The sequence below is a fragment of the Clostridium sp. UBA7791 genome (genome assembly GCF_002480755.1).
In the GTDB taxonomy this organism is placed as follows: Bacteria; Bacillota; Clostridia; order Clostridiales; family Clostridiaceae; genus Clostridium_J; species Clostridium_J sulfidigenes.
In genome coordinates this window covers 808,116-826,194 of record NZ_DLCT01000005.1, presented here as the reverse complement: position 1 = coordinate 826,194, position 18,079 = coordinate 808,116, and the positions used below count along the sequence as shown (strand labels likewise).

Here is an 18,079-nt window from a genome sequence, read left to right as displayed (position 1 = left end):
ATTTTATAATAAGAACTCAAATTCAAAATCATTTAATCTTACTAGGTCACCATCTTGTATTCCCATATCCTTTAACTCATCGATAATTCCTTTGTTTCTTAAAACTTTATGGAAGTATCTTAATGAATCTGGCTCATTTACATTTACACTAGTTAATAATCTATCTACAAAGGATCCTGTAATCTCAAATATACCTTCTTCGACTTCATTTATTTCATATGTAAATCTCTTTTCTTCAGGAATAAATTTATCCTCTTCTGAAATCTCTAATTCCTTAACAGGAATTGTGCTAAGCATTTCAGCTGCAGCCTTCATAAGATCATCTACACCTTCATTGGTAGCTGCAGATATCTTATATATCTTATCATAGCCCATAGCTTGTAATTCTTTTTTAAAGTTTTCATAAACTTCTTCATCATAGAGCATATCAGATTTATTTGCTGCAATTATCTGTGGTCTATCCCATAGCTTTATGCTATATTTTTTAAGTTCTTCATTAATTCTTTTAAAGTCTTCTATAGGATTTCTTCCTTCAACTCCAGAAATATCAACTACATGAATAAGCATTCTAGTTCTCTCTATATGTCTTAAGAACTCTAATCCTAATCCTACTCCCTCTGCTGCTCCTTCTATGATACCTGGTATATCAGCAATAACAAAAGGTTCTATACCCTTCACAGCTACTACTCCAAGGTTTGGTTTTATAGTAGTAAAGTGGTAGTTAGCTATCTTTGGTCTAGCCTTAGATACCATGGATAAAAGTGTTGATTTTCCTACATTAGGGAATCCTAGAAGTCCTACATCTGCTAAAAGTTTAAGTTCTAACTTAATCCATCTTTCTTCTCCTGGCATACCTGGCTCTGCAAAGTTTGGCGCCTGTCTTGTAGGAGTACAAAATTTTGCATTTCCTTTTCCGCCTTTTCCACCTTTACATACTACAAATTTATCGCCATCATGAGCTAAGTCACACATAACTTTATCTGTTTCAAAGTCTTTAACTATAGTTCCCATTGGAACTCTGATAATAATATCTTCTCCACCCCTTCCGTAGCATTTAGAGCCTTCACCCTTTCCTCCATTCGGAGCTACGAATTTACGGTGATAAGAAAAATCTAATAGGGTAGTCATATTACTATCTACTACTAATATGACACTTCCACCGTCTCCACCATCTCCACCATCTGGTCCACCTAGTGGAGCAAATTTTTCTCTTCTAAAATGAATGGAACCATTACCACCATCTCCGGACTGTACAAAAATCTTGGCTGTATCTATAAACATTATTATTTCACCTTCCTAACAAAATATCCTTTGATATTTTTACGAATTAAGTATGAGTATATTATTATTATTTACAAAAATAATAATTTTACCTATGTTTTATTTTAAAACTAATTAACACCTAGGGATGTTTTTTTATAACATAGAATAAATAATTGCCCTATGAGTAAATAATTGTCCTATGTCATAAAAAAGCACCCTTACGGGTGCTTAATTAACTATTCAGCTATTGCAATTTCTACATCGATTGGATAAACACTAGCTTTTTTCTTGCTTTTACCCATTCTTTCAAATCTTACAACTCCATCAACCTTAGCGAAAAGAGTGTCATCTCCACCGATACCAACGTTTGTACCTGGGTGAATTTTTGTTCCTCTTTGTCTTACAAGGATGTTTCCTGCAAGTACAAATTGTCCGTCTGCACGTTTAACCCCTAATCTCTTAGATTCACTATCTCTACCGTTCTTAGAGCTACCTACTCCTTTTTTATGAGCACATAACTGAAGGTTTATTAGTAACATATCACTGCACCTCCTCTACTACAACTTTGATATATTTTCCATAACTAATTTCTAAATTCTTTAATCCCAATAACATCGTTTCTAGTAGGACTTGTGTACTTTCTATTTCCACATGAGATAACTTAGATACATCTAAAGCTATATTTCCCTCTTCCGCGATATATGTAGGTTTTAACTTTAGCACCTCTAACACTCCTAAGATTGTTACCTGGGCTAAATTACTTACAGAACCACAAACAACATCATCATAAACAGTTGTATTTTGCTTAACATCAAAATACTCAGCATGCCCATATACATGAAATGATACTAACATGCTCTTTATTCTCTTGAAAGTTACCTTAATCATAATTAAGCTTCAATCTTCTCAATTACAACTTTAGTAAATGGTTGTCTATGACCTTGTTTCTTTCTGTAGTCTTTCTTTGGCTTATATTTGAAAACTATAACTTTCTTAGCTTTTCCTTGTGCTACTACTTTAGCAACAACTTTAGCTCCTTCAACTACAGGCTTTCCAACTACTAAACCGTCTTCTTTTCCAACTGCTAAAACTTTATCGAATTCTACAGTTGAATCAACTTCAGCTTCAAGTTTTTCAACGAATAAAACGTCTCCCTCTTGAACTCTGTATTGCTTTCCTCCAGTAAGTAAAACTGCGTACATTAAATACACCTCCTCAATCCAGTCTCGCCATCTCAGGTATAACTTACAAATTCTTTACAAAATTTTATAAGTTAGTTTAAAAACCTTATGTGTGCGGTCTACAAATGACATTTTAACACATACGCTGATGATTGTAAAGCAACTTATGGTATTTTTTTATTGATGACTATCACCTCTAATACTACCATGTTTTTCAAAATTATTACTTATATCTAGTTTTTGCAGAAAATACTTTTAATTCTTGCATAGCTTCAATTTGGCTATGAAAAATTAAAGATTCAACTTTAAAATTATCTAGATTTTCCTGAAATCTAATAAAAATATCACAGTCTAGCCCATCTAATTTCTCCACAAAAGTTACAATATCATTGTTTATTTCATTCTCATAGTTTCTATCTAGTTCTATATAGATATTTTTAATTCCCTGCTCTGATTTTATTTTTTTCACTTTACCTTTTAAAATGCTTAATATATATTCTAAAGATACTTTTTCTCCTGTACCTTTACAATAAACACAGGAATTAAAAACATAATCACATATGGATTTGCCATATTTTTTTCTAGTTATCTGAACTAAATTTAATTCTGTGAAAGGATATATTTTAGTATTATGCTTATCATCCTTAAACTCTTCTTGTAAAACTTTTAAAACTTCAGCTTTATCTTCATGAGATTTCATATCTACAAAATCTACTACTATTATCCCACCTAGATTTCTCAGTCTTATCTGTTTTACTACTTCCTTAGCAGCCTCCATATTAGTTACTAAAATATTTTTTTCCTTTAAGGATGGCTTTATGTTTTTAGCCGTATTTACATCCACCACATTCATGGCTTCAGTACGTTCTAACACAATGTTACCACCACTGGATAAGTTAATTTTATTATGTCTTAACGCTAAAATTTCTTTTTCTATGCCATAATTATCAAATATGGATAAAGCTCCTTCATAAAAACTTAGATGAAGATTTTCTAAGCGCTTTTCTTTAATTAACTTTTCATAGTAAAGGTAATCTTCATAATTATCAACTACTATCTCAGCTCCACCTTCAGTATAATTTCTTAAGACCCTACTTAGAATCCCATTATCTTTATAAAGAGCTCCTACTTTAGATGAGTAAGCAAACTTATTACATATTTCTTCATATCTATGTATTAACTCACTTATTTCTTCCTTTAAAATGTTTATATCAATATTTTCTGCTTTTGTTCTAATTATTATTCCAACATCCTCAGGTTTTGATATATCTTCTTCTATTAATTCTTTAAAATTTGGTGTTTTAATCTTTTTTGAAATTTCTATATGGCTATGTTCTTTAGTAAGTACTGCATAGGCTCCTGGTAAGGAGATGTTTCTAGTTACCTTTGGACCTTTTTTATCTATCTCTTCCTTTACTACCTCTACCATAACTTCATCACCTTTTTTTAAGGTGTTTATATGCTGATTTTTTTCTAGGGAAAGATATCCATTTTTTTCATAACCTATGTCTACGAAAGCACCATGAATAGAAGGTACTATATTTTTAATTACACCTCTATATATGTCTCCTACCTTAGGACTTTCTGTATCTTCTTCTATAAAGCACTCTTTAAGAATATCACCATATTTCACTGCAATCTTTAATAATGTATTTTGTCTTTCAATGAATATTTTTTTCATTAAATCAACTCCTAGTACTGTGCAAAATACTCTTGAAGTGTAAGTAGTTCTTTTCCTTTAAAAGCATACATTTCTACTCTTTTTATATCAACAAAGGCATCTTCCTTAATTCCCTTTACATGAGTTTTTATAAATTCACTAAGTAAACTTGCTGATAGGTTTTCTCTGCTTCCACAACTAAGAAGTCCTTCTATAGTTAACATTTTATTATCTATGGAGTACTTTATTTCTTTAACTAAAGGCTTAATATCTGTTTCCTTTTCTCCTGATTTAGATTTCTTTAAAATTGTCCATTGACTTAAATCCAATAAAGAATCTATATCTAGTGCAGACTCATCCTGAAGTTTAAACTTTATTATATATTTAGCTGCATCTATGGTAGCCATTGCTTGTTGATTTTTCTGTCCTTCTTTTCTGGCTACCTTGGTAACGGATAAAAATTTAACTCCACCTACTGTATTTTCATTTAAAGTCTTTAGAATTTCATTTTCATCAAATGCTTCAATAAACACTGCATCTAAGTATTCTCCTGTAGAATATACCCCTACTGATAGGGGTTGTGCTATAGATATGCTCATATGAGGATTAAACCCCTTAGAATACTCTATTGGTAGTTTTGCTCTTCTTATAACTCTTTGTATAGTTCTCATTAAATCTAAATGAGATAAAAACTTTATTTCACTTTCTTTAGTGTATTTTATTAAATAACGCACCATGAAAGCACTCCCTTTCCTTAAAGCTAGTATTAATTCCACATCCTGTACATCTCTCTCTACAGTCTGGTGTTAAAACCATTTCTTTAGCTTTTTCATTTTCACTTATTAGATAGCTTTTACTTACTCCTATATCAATGAAGTCCCATGGTAAGATTTCATCATAACTTCTTTCTCTATAAGCATAGAAATCTCCATCTACCCCACATTCTTCAAAAGCTTCTTGCCACAATTCAAAGTTGAAATACTCGTTCCAGCCATCAAACCTAGCGCCCTTTTCAAAGGCCTTCACTAGAACATCACAAAGTTTTCTATCCCCTCTTGCAAATACTGCTTCTAGGTAGCTAAGTGCCGATTCATGCCAATTGTAGTTAATAGCCTTACTTTTTATAGCATCTCTAAGACTTGAAATTTTTTCTCTCACTTCAGCCACTTGATTCATTGGAGCCCATTGGAAAGGTGTAAATGGCTTTGGTACTAATATAGAAGTACTTACTGTAACTCTTAAGCCCCTCTTTCTTACATCCCTAGGTACATGGAAGTATTCCTCTACTACCTTTTCTGCTAAATGTGCAATTCCTTCTACGTCTTCTACGGTTTCGTAAGGAAGTCCTATAACAAAGTATAGCTTTATAGTTGACCAACCTGATTCAAAGGCATTTCTAGCAGATCTTAATAAGTCTTCTTCTGTTACCCCTTTGTTTATTACATCTCTCATCCTTTGAGTTCCAGCTTCTGGAGCAAAGGTTAATCCTGTCTTTCTTACCTTTTGTATCTCCTTTATTAAATCTACAGAGAAGGCATCTATTCTAATTGATGGTATAGATACTCCTATTTTTTCTTCTCCATACTTTTCAATTAAAGAAAATATTAAGTTTTGGATATTAGAGTAATCACAAATACTTAAGGAACTTAGAGAAATCTCCTGATAACCTGTGTTTTTTACTAGAACATCAATTTCTTCCATAAGCTTTTCTGTGGTTTTTTCTCTAACTGGTCTGTATATCATTCCTGCTTGGCAGAATCTACATCCCCTTGTACAGCCTCTAAAGGTCTCTATAACTATTCTATCATGGATAATTTCTGTATAAGGAACTATGAATTTTTCTGGAGAATTGTTAGCATTAAAATCTGAAACTATTCTCTTTTTAACAGTTTTAGGTACATCCTCATACTTTGGAGTCATGTCCTTAATAGTGCCATCTTCATTGTAATTTACGTCATAAATGGATGGTACATAAACTCCTTGAATCTTTGAAATAGCTCTTAGGTATTCGGCCTTTGATTTACCCTTCATTTCCTTATAAACATCTAAAACATCATGGGTAACTTCTTCTCCTTCACCTAATATGAAGACATCAGCTATATCATATAAAGGCTCAGGGTTATAAGCACAAGGACCTCCCATCATGATGATAGGATATTCTTCTCCCCTTTTTGAAGCTCTAACTGGTATATTACACATATCTAACATATTTAAAATATTAGTATAGCTCATTTCATATTGAAGAGTGAATCCTAAAATATCAAATTCACTAAGGGAATCCTTAGTTTCAAGAGTTCCTAGTGGAATGTTATTTTCTCTTAGTAGTTTTTCCATATCTGGCCAAGGTGCAAAGCATCTTTCACAGAAGGTATCCTCTCTCTCATTCATAAGATGATATAGAATTTTTGTTCCCAAGTGGGACATTGCCACTTCATAAACATCTGGGAAACAAAAAGCATATCTAATATCTACACTGTTTTTATCTTTATTATATGAGTTTAATTCTCCACCTATATATCTAGCTGGTTTCTCAACTCTGTACAAAATATCGTCGGAAATTTTATTCATTGAGTATCCTCCTTAAGTTAATTCAACTTAGCTTAAGAGGATTTTACATCCGCTAAAGCTAAGTTTCATTTTAGCACAACTATATAATATTTCAAGTAACTATACTATTTTTCATAGCTTTCTAGAAGTTCTTCAAGAGTTATATTTCCCAATTCCTTAATTCCATTTAATATGTCCTCTTCATATAAAACTCCTATCATGTTCATTTCATCATCAAGTACAGTAAATACATTATACTTGTTTTTATCTATTAATTCTATTAATTGTAATATATTTATTTTGTAATAAACAGAAATACTTTTATTTTCTAGGTATCCTCTACCTATTAGCTTTTCCTTTTTTTTGATGATATATCCCATTATTATATAAGCTATCCTCCCTTTTTCCTTATAGGAAATCATTAATATAAATATAGAAAAAAAGGCAAAATCTAAAACCAGTCGCTCCATGCATAATCCCATTAAAAAGATTGCTCCAAATATATATCCTATTACTATACTTATATTTAGCGCAATCTTATTAGCTTTTTTATATATGAGCTTAATATTAAGAATATCTCTTAATATACGACCTCCATCTAAAGGAAATGCTGGTATAAGATTAAATATGCCTATAACTAAATTATAATTGCAAAATTCAATAAAATTAGAATTAGAAAAATATCTGCCTAAAAAATAACTAGTTAAAGCAATTAAAAAATTCCCTATTGGACCACTTAAGGATATAATAATATCTTCCTTAGGAGTTGCCTCTTCTAGCTCCTTTAATTTTAGTGTAGTACCTATTGGTAATATATCTATAGAAAATCCTGAATAACCTAATATTCTTGCTGTTATTAAATGAATAATTTCATGGATGATTATGATTATAAAACCTATAATTAACTCACTTTTAAATCCTATAATCAATATTAAAATTATATAGGGTATTAAGTATTTGCTTATTCGTATCAATGATTTCCCCCTAATAATCTTGCTATATCATAGTTTCAAAATTAAAGCATTTCTCTGGGTTTAAAATATTTCCCATATAAAATACTTCTATACTTAATATATTGCCTTCATCTCCCTTAACTGTACCGATAACTTCTCCTGTATCAACAGCATCTCCAATTTTAACTTTGCTACCGCTTAGACCATAATATTTCATCTCAATACCATCACCATAGTCTAGGATTAAAGTAATTTCTTTTCCTTCAGTGACACTCTTTACCTTTCCTGGAAAGGATGCCTTTATATCACTTTCATTAGTTAGGCTTAAAGAAAGTCTATTATCTTTTATAGTGATTTGATTTTTATCCTTTATGGTTATGGGGTTTACATAGTTTTCTTTTATATAATTTTCTTTCTTTTCTTCAAAACTAACCATAGACTTTACTTCATTAAAAACTTCAGTTATTTTTTCTTCCTTAAATACATCCAATATATTTTTCTCTTTAAATGCTTGGACTATATTTTCCACAGTAATATTTTTTTCCTTCAATAAACCATTATTTATAATTGCTATACTCTTATCATATACCTTATTAACGTAACTGTTAGGATATGTTCTAGCGAGAAATAGTCCAGCTAGAAGAACTAGAACTATTACGCATTGAATAATCAATATATTAGCAAAGCCTTTCCCAAAAATGTTTAAATAAATGGGGAAGGTATTTCTTCTACTATTTAATTTATTGTTACTACCTTTAGTACTATTTCCACTATATTTTGTAGGTTTATACTCACTGGTTCCTGTTTGTTTTTTCATATTAGAATAATATTTTTGATAATATTCATTATAAATTCCCATAAAATATCCCCCCATAATTTATTATTACTAATTTATATATATTAAAAAAAACTAACTTTATGATGGGTATGAAAATTTATTTTCATAAGAGCATAATAAAAAAAGGCTGTCTCAGTATATGCCAATCCTAAAATAATGTTAATCATGGACTTATATTAAAGTACAAATTCAACATTTTAAAAAGATTGACAAATTGTCTTGAGACAGCTTATTTTATTAATATTATTATTAATTTTATTATCTGTTTTTTAAAGCCTTCATGAATACTTCTGCTGTACCTATATTAGTTGCAAGAGGTATACAGTGAACATCTGAGAGTCTTATAAGGGCTGTTACATCAGGTTCATGGGGTTGAGCTGTAAGAGGATCTCTTAAAAAAATTATCATATCCATATTTCCTTCTGCAAGTCTTGCTCCTATTTGTTGGTCGCCGCCTAAGGGGCCTGATAAAAATCTATATATAGGAAGACCAACTATTTCATTTATAAGTTTCCCTGTAGTGCCTGTAGCATAAAGTTCATGATCCTTTAGCACATCCTTATATCTTTTAGCAAAATCAATGATGTCATCCTTCTTTTTATCGTGTGCAACCAATGCAACTCTCATTTAAATCACTCCTAAAAATTAATTTTATTCTTTCTCATACCTATATTTAAAGCTAATCCTAAAGATATAAAATAAGTTAACATAGAACTTCCACCATAACTAACAAAAGGTAATGTTATACCTGATATAGGAAGTAATCCAATGGTCATCCCGATATTTTGAATTATTGAAAATAGTATAGATGCTATTACACCTACCACTATAATACCTCCAGCTATATCTTTTGAGTTCTTTGCTATATTTATAAGTTTGCATAAAAGTATTCCATATAACATCATAAGTACTAGAGCGCCAACTAATCCCCATTCTTCACCTAATACAGCAAAGATAAAGTCTGTATGGTTTTCTGGTACAAACTTATATTGTTTTCCATTCATAAATCCCATACCAAATATTCCACCAGAACCTATGGCTATTTTAGATTGAATTAACTGCATCCCTTCTGTTTGTGCATAGTCTTCCGGGTTAATAACTGCTAAAAACCTTAATTTCCAATATGGTTTCATAAAAGGTGAATAAAAGAATCCTACAACAGCAGCTGTTAATGCAGTAAGTCCTCCAACTATGACCTTCCAATTTAAGTTTGCTACAATCACTATACCTAACATTATAAAAAACGAAACCATGGTAAGTCCCATATCTGGTTGTATTACAATTAGTATCACTGGAATTACTGCATAAAATAAAACCTTAAAAAATGTTTTTAAATTATTTATATCCCCTTCAGCATCTTCTATAACCTTTGCAACCATAAGAATCATACCTATTTTGGCAAACTCTCCAGGTTGAATGGCTCTATTTCCTATTTGAATCCATGCATTAGCTCCATTTACCGCTTTACCGGTTATATCATTGAAAAGCAAAAGTATAACCGCTGCCCAATATATAACAGGGGCATAATTTAAAAGTTGAACATAGTCTAAAGTTAATATGAAGTATATAGTTATCATACCTACAATCATCCAAGCAAATTGAAGCATGGCATACTTAGCTCCAATGGCAGAATAAATATTAACTATACCAAAGGCTACAATTAAAAATACTACAATTAAAATACTAAAATCTATATTTTTAATTAACTTATCATTAATTTTAAATTTTTCTAATAATTTATTCATTTGCATCTCCCTCCATACCTGTTCCTATTATATCATAACAAGGAAAAAAAGCTATGAAAACATAGCTTTTTTGATTACCTTCTCTTAACTTTTTTAATAGGTATACTAGCCACTAAAGCTGGGGAGTTCCCATCATATTCATCACTAGTAGTTATTCTTATTTCAATCTCTTCTCCACTTTCAATTTCTGCATAATTAGATATAGTCTTAAGCAACTCCATTTTAATATTCTCTAAAAAATCTGGCGAAACGGTAGCTCTATCATGGACTAGAATAAGTTTTAATCTATCTGCAGCAATATCCTTTGAAGATACTTTGCTTGAAAAAATTTTAAACAAGTCCATATCTAATTTCTACCTCCTCCAAATAATTTTTTTATTGCACCCATAAATCCTTTTTGACCGTATAATTCATTAAAATCTAGGAATGGTACTTCTTCTCCTAAAATTCTACTTCCTATATTCTTAAAGGCTTGACCAGCATAAGCAGAACTGTCTAACACTATAGGCTCACCTTTATTAGTAGATATGGTTACTTTTCTATCATCTGGAACTACCCCTATAACTTTAATAGCTAAACACTCCTTTATATCTTCTATAGTCAACATTTCCCCATTCTTAGCCATATCAAAGTTCATTCTGTTAACTATAAGTTCCTGTCTTTCTATCCCTTTCGCATCTAATTTTCCAATAACCCTATCTGCATCTCTGACAGATGTGATTTCTGGATTTACAACAACAATAGCCCAGTCTGCCCCTACAATGGCATTCTCAAAACCTTGTTCAATACCCGCAGGACAGTCTAAAATTACATAATCAAACTCTTGTTTTAACTGGGTTACTACTCTTAACATTTCATTTATATCTACATCATTTTTATCTCTTGTTTGTGCTGTTGGAAGAAGAAATAAATTGTTAAACCTCTTATCTTTTATAAGTGCTTGTTTCAATCTACACTTTTCTTCAATAACATCAACTAATGTAAATACCACTCTATTTTCAAGTCCCATGAGAACATCTAAGTTTCTTAATCCTGTATCTCCATCGATAACAACTACTTTTTTATCCATTGATGCTAAAGCTGTACCTATGTTTGCTGTAGTAGTAGTTTTTCCTACTCCACCTTTCCCAGATGTTATAACTATAGCCTCTCCCATTTACTAATACCTCCGATTAAATATATTTATTTATTGAATATGGTTCTAAAACAATATTTCCATTTTTAATTCTTGCCAATTCTGGATACCTAGGTTTGTCCATATCTTCTGGAGATCTAGTGATAAGATCAGCAATTTGCATTATTTGTGGTGTTAATGCAAAGGCTGCTATTATAGCACCATTATTACCATTAATCCCAGCATACACACTACCTTTAACAGAGCCTAATACCACTATATTTCCTGCGGCATATACCTCTGCTCCAGAATTAACATCTCCTACAATAACTATGTTTCCTGAATATTCAAATCTTTGACCACTTCTTATAGTTTTTCTGACAAATTTAGTTTTTCCTTCATGTATACCATTAAAAACCTTTTTATTACTATCTTCTAAATTTATAAAGGAGCAATCCTTTATCATAAATTCCGTTGATAAAAAGTCTCTTATTGCTCTTAAATCTCTAGATTCCAACTGCCTCATATCTACAGTTATTTTAATGGAGGCACCCTTATAGAACCTTCTACCCTTTCGAAGCTTTACTCTCAATGCTTCAATTAAGCTTTCTATAGAGCTAAAGAGTTTAATATTTACAACTAAATTAAGTCCATCTTTTTCGCCTTTAAATTTTATACCATCATCTTGCATATGCAACCTCCACATATCGAGATATTCTTACTATTTCAACGTATAGAGCCTAAATTCCTTCTTTATATTGAGAAAAAATAATTTTTTTGTTGAAATACTTATTATATAACAATATTCCTTTAAAAAAATAACAAATGGTAATCCATTTGTTATTTTCTTTATTTATATTTAAATTCATAATTAGGATTAGTTTTTAATATTTCTTCCTTAAAATAAGCTTCGAACATTGCCTTGGCAATAGTTCCATCACCATGGGCAGCATCAAATACTATAGAACATACTACAATCTCTGGATTATCAAAGGGTGCAAAGCCTACATATACAGAAGCTGCATCCCTTCCAGTAGCTTTTTGCATCTCTTCAGTTGATATTATATTAGATGTACCTGTTTTACCTCCAGTACGTATAGGAAACCCATTGAATACTGTAGATGATGTACCATCTTCTCCTTGAGTAACCTTTCCCATTCCCTCTTTAATAATATCGATATTTGCCTTATTGAAACTAGCTTTACTTATAAGTTTTGGTTCTATATCTTCTATTACTTCTTTAGTCTTACTATCAATGATTTTATCAACTAGCTTTACTTCATATCTTTCTCCACCATTTAAAAGGGTAGCAAGGTAACTAGCTAGTTGTAGTGGTGTAAATTGATTCATACCTTGACCTATGGATGCATCATAGGCATTAGCTGCGGATTTAATATATACATTAGTATCATTTATAGCATTATACATTGCACGAACAATATTATCTATATCTGCTTCAGAATATCCTAATGCCTTTATATCTTCGTTAGTGTTAATAATATCTTCAACTAAAGGCTTCAATATTTTCATAATACTATCATAGTCAGATCTTTCATCTTTTTTCATTTCACCCCTAATAGTATCCACTAAAGTCTTTTTCTTAGAGTTAGTAAGTTTTATTTGTTCTAATTCTTTTCTGCTACCACTCTCATCTTGTTGAGTAATATCAAAAGGCTTGTAGTGAGATGATGCATTCACTGAGCTAATTCCTTTTTGTAAGTCTTCAGCCATTCGATTTATAAATGTATTGGCTTGAACATTTTTACTTGATTCATAATTATATATTTGACCAAAATTTTCTTCAATTTCTATACCTGTAGAAGCTTTTAAATCGCTACCTTGCGGTAATCCTAGCCCTAGTTGCCAACCATATTTTGCTATTAAATCTAAAGCATTTTTAGGATTATTCTCTGCTCCGCCTTTCACAAAAAGACGATCAGCTACGTCATAGAAAAAATAGTTGCACGAAACTTCTAAAGCTTTTTTCACATTTGTACGTCCATGAGAGCCACCATGCATATTATATATCCAACATGCTCCTTTATAACTTGAATATCTCTTAGTATAATATCCATCATCTATAACTGTAGTGTCTTCAGTAATAACACCTTCCTCTAACCCCGCAAGCGCAGTAGCCGGTTTAAAGGTAGATCCTGGTGGAACTAACGATAAGGTTCCGTAATTATAAAAAGGTTTAGGGAATATATCATATCTATCTTCTCTTCTTGTAGTATTTCCTGGTATACTTTTATCTATTGGGAACATTCTATCAAGCAATAGTTGTTCTCTTTCTGCTAAACTTAAAGTTAATTCCTTATCTGTTAAAATGCCCTTTATATTTGCAAGACCTCTTTTTTTTATATACTCTTTTCCCATAGCTTCTAAATCTGGGTTAAAATATTGTTGTGACAATTCAGTAGTTAATTTTCCAGGGTCTGTGAATATATTAGGATCAAAGCCTGGTTTACTAACAAGGGCTAACACTTCCCCCTTAGTACTTATGGCTACAGCTGCTCCTCTAGTGGCGTTAGTACTATCTCCATAATAATTTTTTCCACTCTTTTGAAGATTAGTCATCACTTCATCTAGTGCCTTTTCTGCAGCTCTTTGTACATCCATATCAATATTTAATTGCACAGTTTTTCCTTGATAAGCTTCTACCTGTCCTAGAGTTCTAACTCTACGTCCCTGCTTATTAATTTCTATACTCTCTTGTCCCTTAGTTCCCTTTAAATAGGATTCATAAGCTGCTTCAATACCTGCTTTTCCTATGTCATCAGTACTTACATCATAACCCTTTTCTTCATATTTTTCTTGTTCCCAAGGGTTAATTTGAGACATGTATCCTAGAAATGCAGAACCCAACTCTCCATTAGGATAAGCTCTCATAGGCTGAGTATCAACTATTATACCTGGCATATCTGGTTGTAGTTGCTCAAATACAAAGGCTGTTTCTTGATCTAAAGTGTTTGCAATTACTACTGGGCTATACCCTGAAAAACTTTGCATCTTCATAGCATCTTTTAATAGTAAAAATCTTCTTCTTTCATGAAGGGTTAACTCATAGTATCTATCTACACCATAATCTTTCTCTAAAGTTTTATAGGCCTCTTCTGCAGTTATCTGTAATAACAAAGCATCCATATTTTTTTTTTGTTCATCTGTAAGCTCTGAAACCTTCTTACCCTCACCATATTCTTTCTTTACTACCTGCTCTAAAAAACCTCTATCCTTTTTAAATCTAAGTTCTAGCCATTTTCTGCTTGATTCATCGGTAGCTTTAAAGTTATATTCTAGCTTTCCTTCATTATTTATAATTATAGGAAATTCATCTACAATTGGTATTTGCTTTTTATCTAATATTTCAAAAACTCTAGACATAGTTTTAAAGAAATGTTTTTTACTTTCTTCAGTTTCACTAAATTGTAATACATAATTTTGTACACTTTCGGCAAAAACTTTACCATTTCTATCTACTATATCTCCTCTAGCTGCTGCAACGGATACTGTTTTATATTTATTGCTATTTGCTCTTTCTCTATAATCCTCTACCATTACTATTTGTAAAAAAAGTAATCTTGAAGTAATTCCAATGAAGATAACTACCATAGCTATATAAAATAAATTATATCTTGAAAAACTTTTTTTATTTTTTTTATTTTTTTTATTTCTAATTATTTTTTTATTTTTTTTCATACTTTTTTTAGAATCTCCATTCCTTTTTTATAGTTTTGGTTTCACTAAACTTAAGTATAATCCTATATATCAGTAAAGCTATTATCATCTCATAAATAGCTTTATATATGATTAAGTGTAAAAAATTATTACTAGCTCCTATTAATATAAATATAGCAAAAATAGCAATACTCTTTAGTAAACTTAGTAGGAATGTTGAAAAAATAGGTATTATAACCTTATCCTTAAAAATTCCTTTTCCAATTTTAGCTGCCATTAAACAAATTAACATGTTTATTAACATGTTAATTCCCATGACTCCCGGAAAATAAATATCTTGAAGAATCCCTGTTATAACACCAATAATTGTTGCTTCATCATATCCATTTATCATGGAATAACAAACTATAAATACAAAAAGAACGCTTGGATATATATTTTTAATAGCAAAAAAAGTTATAATGGTATTATCAAAAATAAAAAGAATGGTGATTATTAAAAATAAATATAATATTTTTTTAAATTTATTATTAGTTTTTAACATCTCTTTTTTCCTTTGGCACTATAATTACAAGTTGCTCTACCTTATTAAAATCTACTGCAGGCTTCACAATTGCACTCTTTACAACCTTTGCTCTATCCTCATAAATTTCTAGAACTTCTCCTATTTTAATTCCTTTTGGATATATGCCACCTAGTCCAGAGGTTAGTATAGTGTCCCCTTCTTTAATTTTTGAATCTAAGGAAAGTCCTGTAATTTCCGTAAGAAATTTATCTTCATTTCCCTTATAACCCTTTACAATACCATTACTTTCTTCAGTGCTCAATACATATCCTGCTACAGCCATATTCTCATTACAAATAGATTGAACTATACTCCAATTACTACCAACGCTAGTAACTTGACCAACTAGTCCTTCTCCTTCCAATGCAATCATACCTTTTTCTATTCCATCTTTTTCGCCTTTATTGATTACATATCCATCCAAAAAATTATTTCCAACTAAACCCAAAATATCTACACCTATATAATTATACTGACCATTTGCATCAGCAAAGTTTAACATGCCTCTAAGTCTGTCATTTTCTTTTCTTAAAATATCATTTTGAATAGCATTAAATTTCAACTTCTCATTTTGTTTTTTTAACTCATCATTTTCACTTTTTATATTTCCTATATTAAGTACTAAACTAAAAGAACTTTTTATTTTACTACCTATTTTATAAACAACACCTTGAACAGAGTTTATAGCACTTCCTACACCATTTTCCACCATGGACATCTTGTCTTTTTGAACTGAATAACCAATTAACCCCAAAAAGGACACTGACAGTAGTATAACTATTACTGCCAGCTTATTCTTGAATATCTTCATTTTTTATCTTCTACTCATAATATCTACATTATCTAATGCTTTTCCAGTTCCTACAGCTACACAATCTAATGGTATTTCTGCTATATTTACTGGCATATGGGTTTCATGGGCTATTAGTGCATCTAATCCTTTTAATAAGGCTCCTCCACCTGTAAGCATTATACCTTTATCCATAATATCTGCTGCAAGTTCTGGTGGTGTTTTTTCTAGTGTTGTTTTTATAGCCTCTATAATAGAGTATACAGGTTCTCTTAAAGCTTCTCTTACTTCATCTTCACCTATTTCTACTACTTTAGGAAGACCACTTATTAAATCTCTTCCTCTAATTTGCATATTCTCTGCCTTTTCTTCTACCTCATAAGCTGAACCTAATTGTATTTTTATATTTTCTGAAGTTCTCTCACCAATCATTAAGTTATATTGTTTTTTTATGTATGCTATAATCGCTTGATCTAATTCATCACCTGCAACTCTTAATGACATACTTGTAACAACTCCACCTAAAGATATTATTGCTACTTCTGTAGTACCTCCACCGATATCTACAACCATGCTTCCTGTAGGTTCTCCAACTGGAAGTCCAGCACCTATAGCTGCTGCCATTGGTTCTTCTAATAATCCAACTTCTCTAGCTCCAGCACTCTTAGTTGCTTCTTCAATCGCTCTCTTCTCTACTTCAGTTACCCCAGATGGGAAACAAACTACGATTCTTGGACTTTTAAAGGAATTTTTACCTCCAACTTTTTCAATAAAATGTCTAAGCATTTTTTCAGTTACATCAAAATCTGCTATAACTCCATCTTTCATTGGTCTTATAGCTACAATATTTCCTGGTGTTCTACCTATCATATTTTTAGCTTCATTACCTACAGCTAAAACTTTTCCTGTATTTTTATTTATTGCTACAACGGAAGGTTCTCTAAGTACGATACCTTTTCCTTTAATATATACTAATGTGTTTGCAGTTCCTAAATCTATTCCAATGTCTCTAGTACTTCCAAAAAAACCCATAAAAACTCTCCTCTCAATCTATATAATACCTTTTTCTTTTAAGCTTATATAAGCTTCGTTACCAATAATAATATGATCTAAAACTTCTATTCCTAGTAATGTTCCACACTCCTTTAGTCTTTTAGTTATTAGTATATCCTCTTTGCTAGGTGTTGGATCACCTGATGGATGATTGTGACACAATATCACTGATGCACTACTAAGCTTTATAGCTTCTATAAAGACTTCTCTCGGATGAACAATGGAACTATTTAAATTTCCTATAGAAATATCTTTAACTGATATAATTATGTTTTTAGTATTTAACATAATTAGCTTAAAATATTCTTTTTTTAAACCTTTCATTTGTCTCATCATATAATTAGACACATCTTTAGGACTACTTACAATATGCTCTTCACCGGATTTAAAAGAATTAAATCTGGTAGCTAGCTCTGCAAGGGCTAAAACTTGAGTAGCTTTAACCTCCCCTATTCCTTTTACCTGCTTTAAATCATTAATACTGGGGCTGGAAATTCCATTTATGCCTCCACAATGAGATAATAACCTATCACATAGATTTAAAACACTATCTTCCTTTGTTCCAGTCCTCAATATAAGGGCTAAAAGTTCAGAATTAGACAGGTATTCTGCCCCATACCTTAACATTTTTTCTCTAGGTCTTTCATTTTTAGGTAAATCTTTAATCTTTAATTTATAGTTCATAAACTAACTCC

At 31.1% G+C, this 18,079-nt stretch carries 19 protein-coding genes; all 19 read right to left on the bottom strand.

Features of this window, described 5'->3' with window-relative positions:
• Positions 1 to 3: 3 nt before the first annotated feature.
• Positions 4 to 1,281, bottom strand: coding sequence for a GTPase ObgE (gene obgE, locus B3Z56_RS09345; protein ID WP_346848396.1), 1,278 nt, complete (start codon positions 1,279 to 1,281; stop codon positions 4 to 6).
• A gap of 218 nt (positions 1,282 to 1,499) precedes the next feature.
• Positions 1,500 to 1,802, bottom strand: a complete 303-nt coding sequence (gene rpmA / locus B3Z56_RS09340; RefSeq protein ID WP_346848395.1) for a 50S ribosomal protein L27 — start codon at positions 1,800 to 1,802, stop codon at positions 1,500 to 1,502.
• Position 1,803: 1 nt separating this feature from the next.
• On the bottom strand, positions 1,804 to 2,151 hold the full coding sequence (locus tag B3Z56_RS09335) for a ribosomal-processing cysteine protease Prp (RefSeq protein ID WP_346876485.1): 348 nt from the start codon (positions 2,149 to 2,151) through the stop codon (positions 1,804 to 1,806).
• A gap of 2 nt (positions 2,152 to 2,153) precedes the next feature.
• Positions 2,154 to 2,465 carry a 50S ribosomal protein L21 gene (rplU, locus tag B3Z56_RS09330; RefSeq protein WP_035128800.1) on the bottom strand — a complete coding sequence of 104 codons (312 nt, stop codon included), beginning with the start codon at positions 2,463 to 2,465 and terminating at the stop codon, positions 2,154 to 2,156.
• Positions 2,466 to 2,667: 202 nt separating this feature from the next.
• On the bottom strand, positions 2,668 to 4,125 hold the full coding sequence (locus B3Z56_RS09325; RefSeq protein ID WP_346878637.1) for an Rne/Rng family ribonuclease: 1,458 nt from the start codon (positions 4,123 to 4,125) through the stop codon (positions 2,668 to 2,670).
• Positions 4,126 to 4,136: 11 nt separating this feature from the next.
• A complete protein-coding gene (locus B3Z56_RS09320) occupies positions 4,137 to 4,841 on the bottom strand; it encodes a TIGR03936 family radical SAM-associated protein (RefSeq protein WP_346878636.1) in 705 nt (234 codons plus the stop codon).
• Positions 4,813 to 6,672, bottom strand: coding sequence for a TIGR03960 family B12-binding radical SAM protein (locus B3Z56_RS09315; RefSeq protein WP_346878635.1), 1,860 nt, complete (start codon positions 6,670 to 6,672; stop codon positions 4,813 to 4,815). Before B3Z56_RS09315 ends, B3Z56_RS09320 begins: the two co-directional genes overlap by 29 nt.
• Before the next feature lie 104 nt (positions 6,673 to 6,776).
• A complete protein-coding gene (locus B3Z56_RS09310; protein ID WP_346848391.1) occupies positions 6,777 to 7,625 on the bottom strand; it encodes a site-2 protease family protein in 849 nt (282 codons plus the stop codon).
• A gap of 22 nt (positions 7,626 to 7,647) precedes the next feature.
• Positions 7,648 to 8,463, bottom strand: a complete 816-nt coding sequence (locus B3Z56_RS09305; RefSeq protein ID WP_346848390.1) for a M23 family metallopeptidase — start codon at positions 8,461 to 8,463, stop codon at positions 7,648 to 7,650.
• Between the two features lie 237 nt (positions 8,464 to 8,700).
• The gene (gene mgsA, locus B3Z56_RS09300) at positions 8,701 to 9,069 is read right to left on the bottom strand and encodes a methylglyoxal synthase (RefSeq protein ID WP_035128787.1); all 369 of its coding nucleotides are present in this window, start codon (positions 9,067 to 9,069) and stop codon (positions 8,701 to 8,703) included.
• An 11-nt stretch (positions 9,070 to 9,080) separates the two neighbouring features.
• Positions 9,081 to 10,187, bottom strand: coding sequence for a rod shape-determining protein RodA (gene rodA, locus B3Z56_RS09295; RefSeq protein WP_346878634.1), 1,107 nt, complete (start codon positions 10,185 to 10,187; stop codon positions 9,081 to 9,083).
• A gap of 74 nt (positions 10,188 to 10,261) precedes the next feature.
• A complete protein-coding gene (gene minE, locus B3Z56_RS09290) occupies positions 10,262 to 10,531 on the bottom strand; it encodes a cell division topological specificity factor MinE (RefSeq protein ID WP_150843815.1) in 270 nt (89 codons plus the stop codon).
• 2 nt (positions 10,532 to 10,533) lie between these two features.
• Positions 10,534 to 11,343 (bottom strand): septum site-determining protein MinD, encoded by an 810-nt coding sequence (gene minD / locus B3Z56_RS09285; RefSeq protein ID WP_346848388.1) that lies wholly within the window; start codon positions 11,341 to 11,343, stop codon positions 10,534 to 10,536.
• Between the two features lie 16 nt (positions 11,344 to 11,359).
• Positions 11,360 to 11,992: a septum site-determining protein MinC gene (gene minC, locus B3Z56_RS09280; RefSeq protein WP_346848387.1), complete on the bottom strand. Its 633-nt coding sequence runs from the start codon at positions 11,990 to 11,992 to the stop codon at positions 11,360 to 11,362.
• A 158-nt stretch (positions 11,993 to 12,150) separates the two neighbouring features.
• Positions 12,151 to 14,997, bottom strand: a complete 2,847-nt coding sequence (locus B3Z56_RS09275) for a penicillin-binding transpeptidase domain-containing protein (protein WP_346878633.1) — start codon at positions 14,995 to 14,997, stop codon at positions 12,151 to 12,153.
• 7 nt (positions 14,998 to 15,004) lie between these two features.
• Positions 15,005 to 15,520 (bottom strand): rod shape-determining protein MreD, encoded by a 516-nt coding sequence (mreD, locus tag B3Z56_RS09270; RefSeq protein ID WP_346878632.1) that lies wholly within the window; start codon positions 15,518 to 15,520, stop codon positions 15,005 to 15,007.
• Entirely contained in the window at positions 15,507 to 16,352 is an 846-nt protein-coding gene (mreC, locus tag B3Z56_RS09265) for a rod shape-determining protein MreC (protein ID WP_346848384.1), read from the bottom strand. Before mreC ends, mreD begins: the two co-directional genes overlap by 14 nt.
• 3 nt (positions 16,353 to 16,355) lie before the next feature.
• Positions 16,356 to 17,363, bottom strand: coding sequence for a rod shape-determining protein (locus B3Z56_RS09260; protein ID WP_346848383.1), 1,008 nt, complete (start codon positions 17,361 to 17,363; stop codon positions 16,356 to 16,358).
• A gap of 18 nt (positions 17,364 to 17,381) precedes the next feature.
• On the bottom strand, positions 17,382 to 18,068 hold the full coding sequence (gene radC, locus B3Z56_RS09255; RefSeq protein ID WP_035128763.1) for a RadC family protein: 687 nt from the start codon (positions 18,066 to 18,068) through the stop codon (positions 17,382 to 17,384).
• Positions 18,069 to 18,079: the final 11 nt, after the last annotated feature.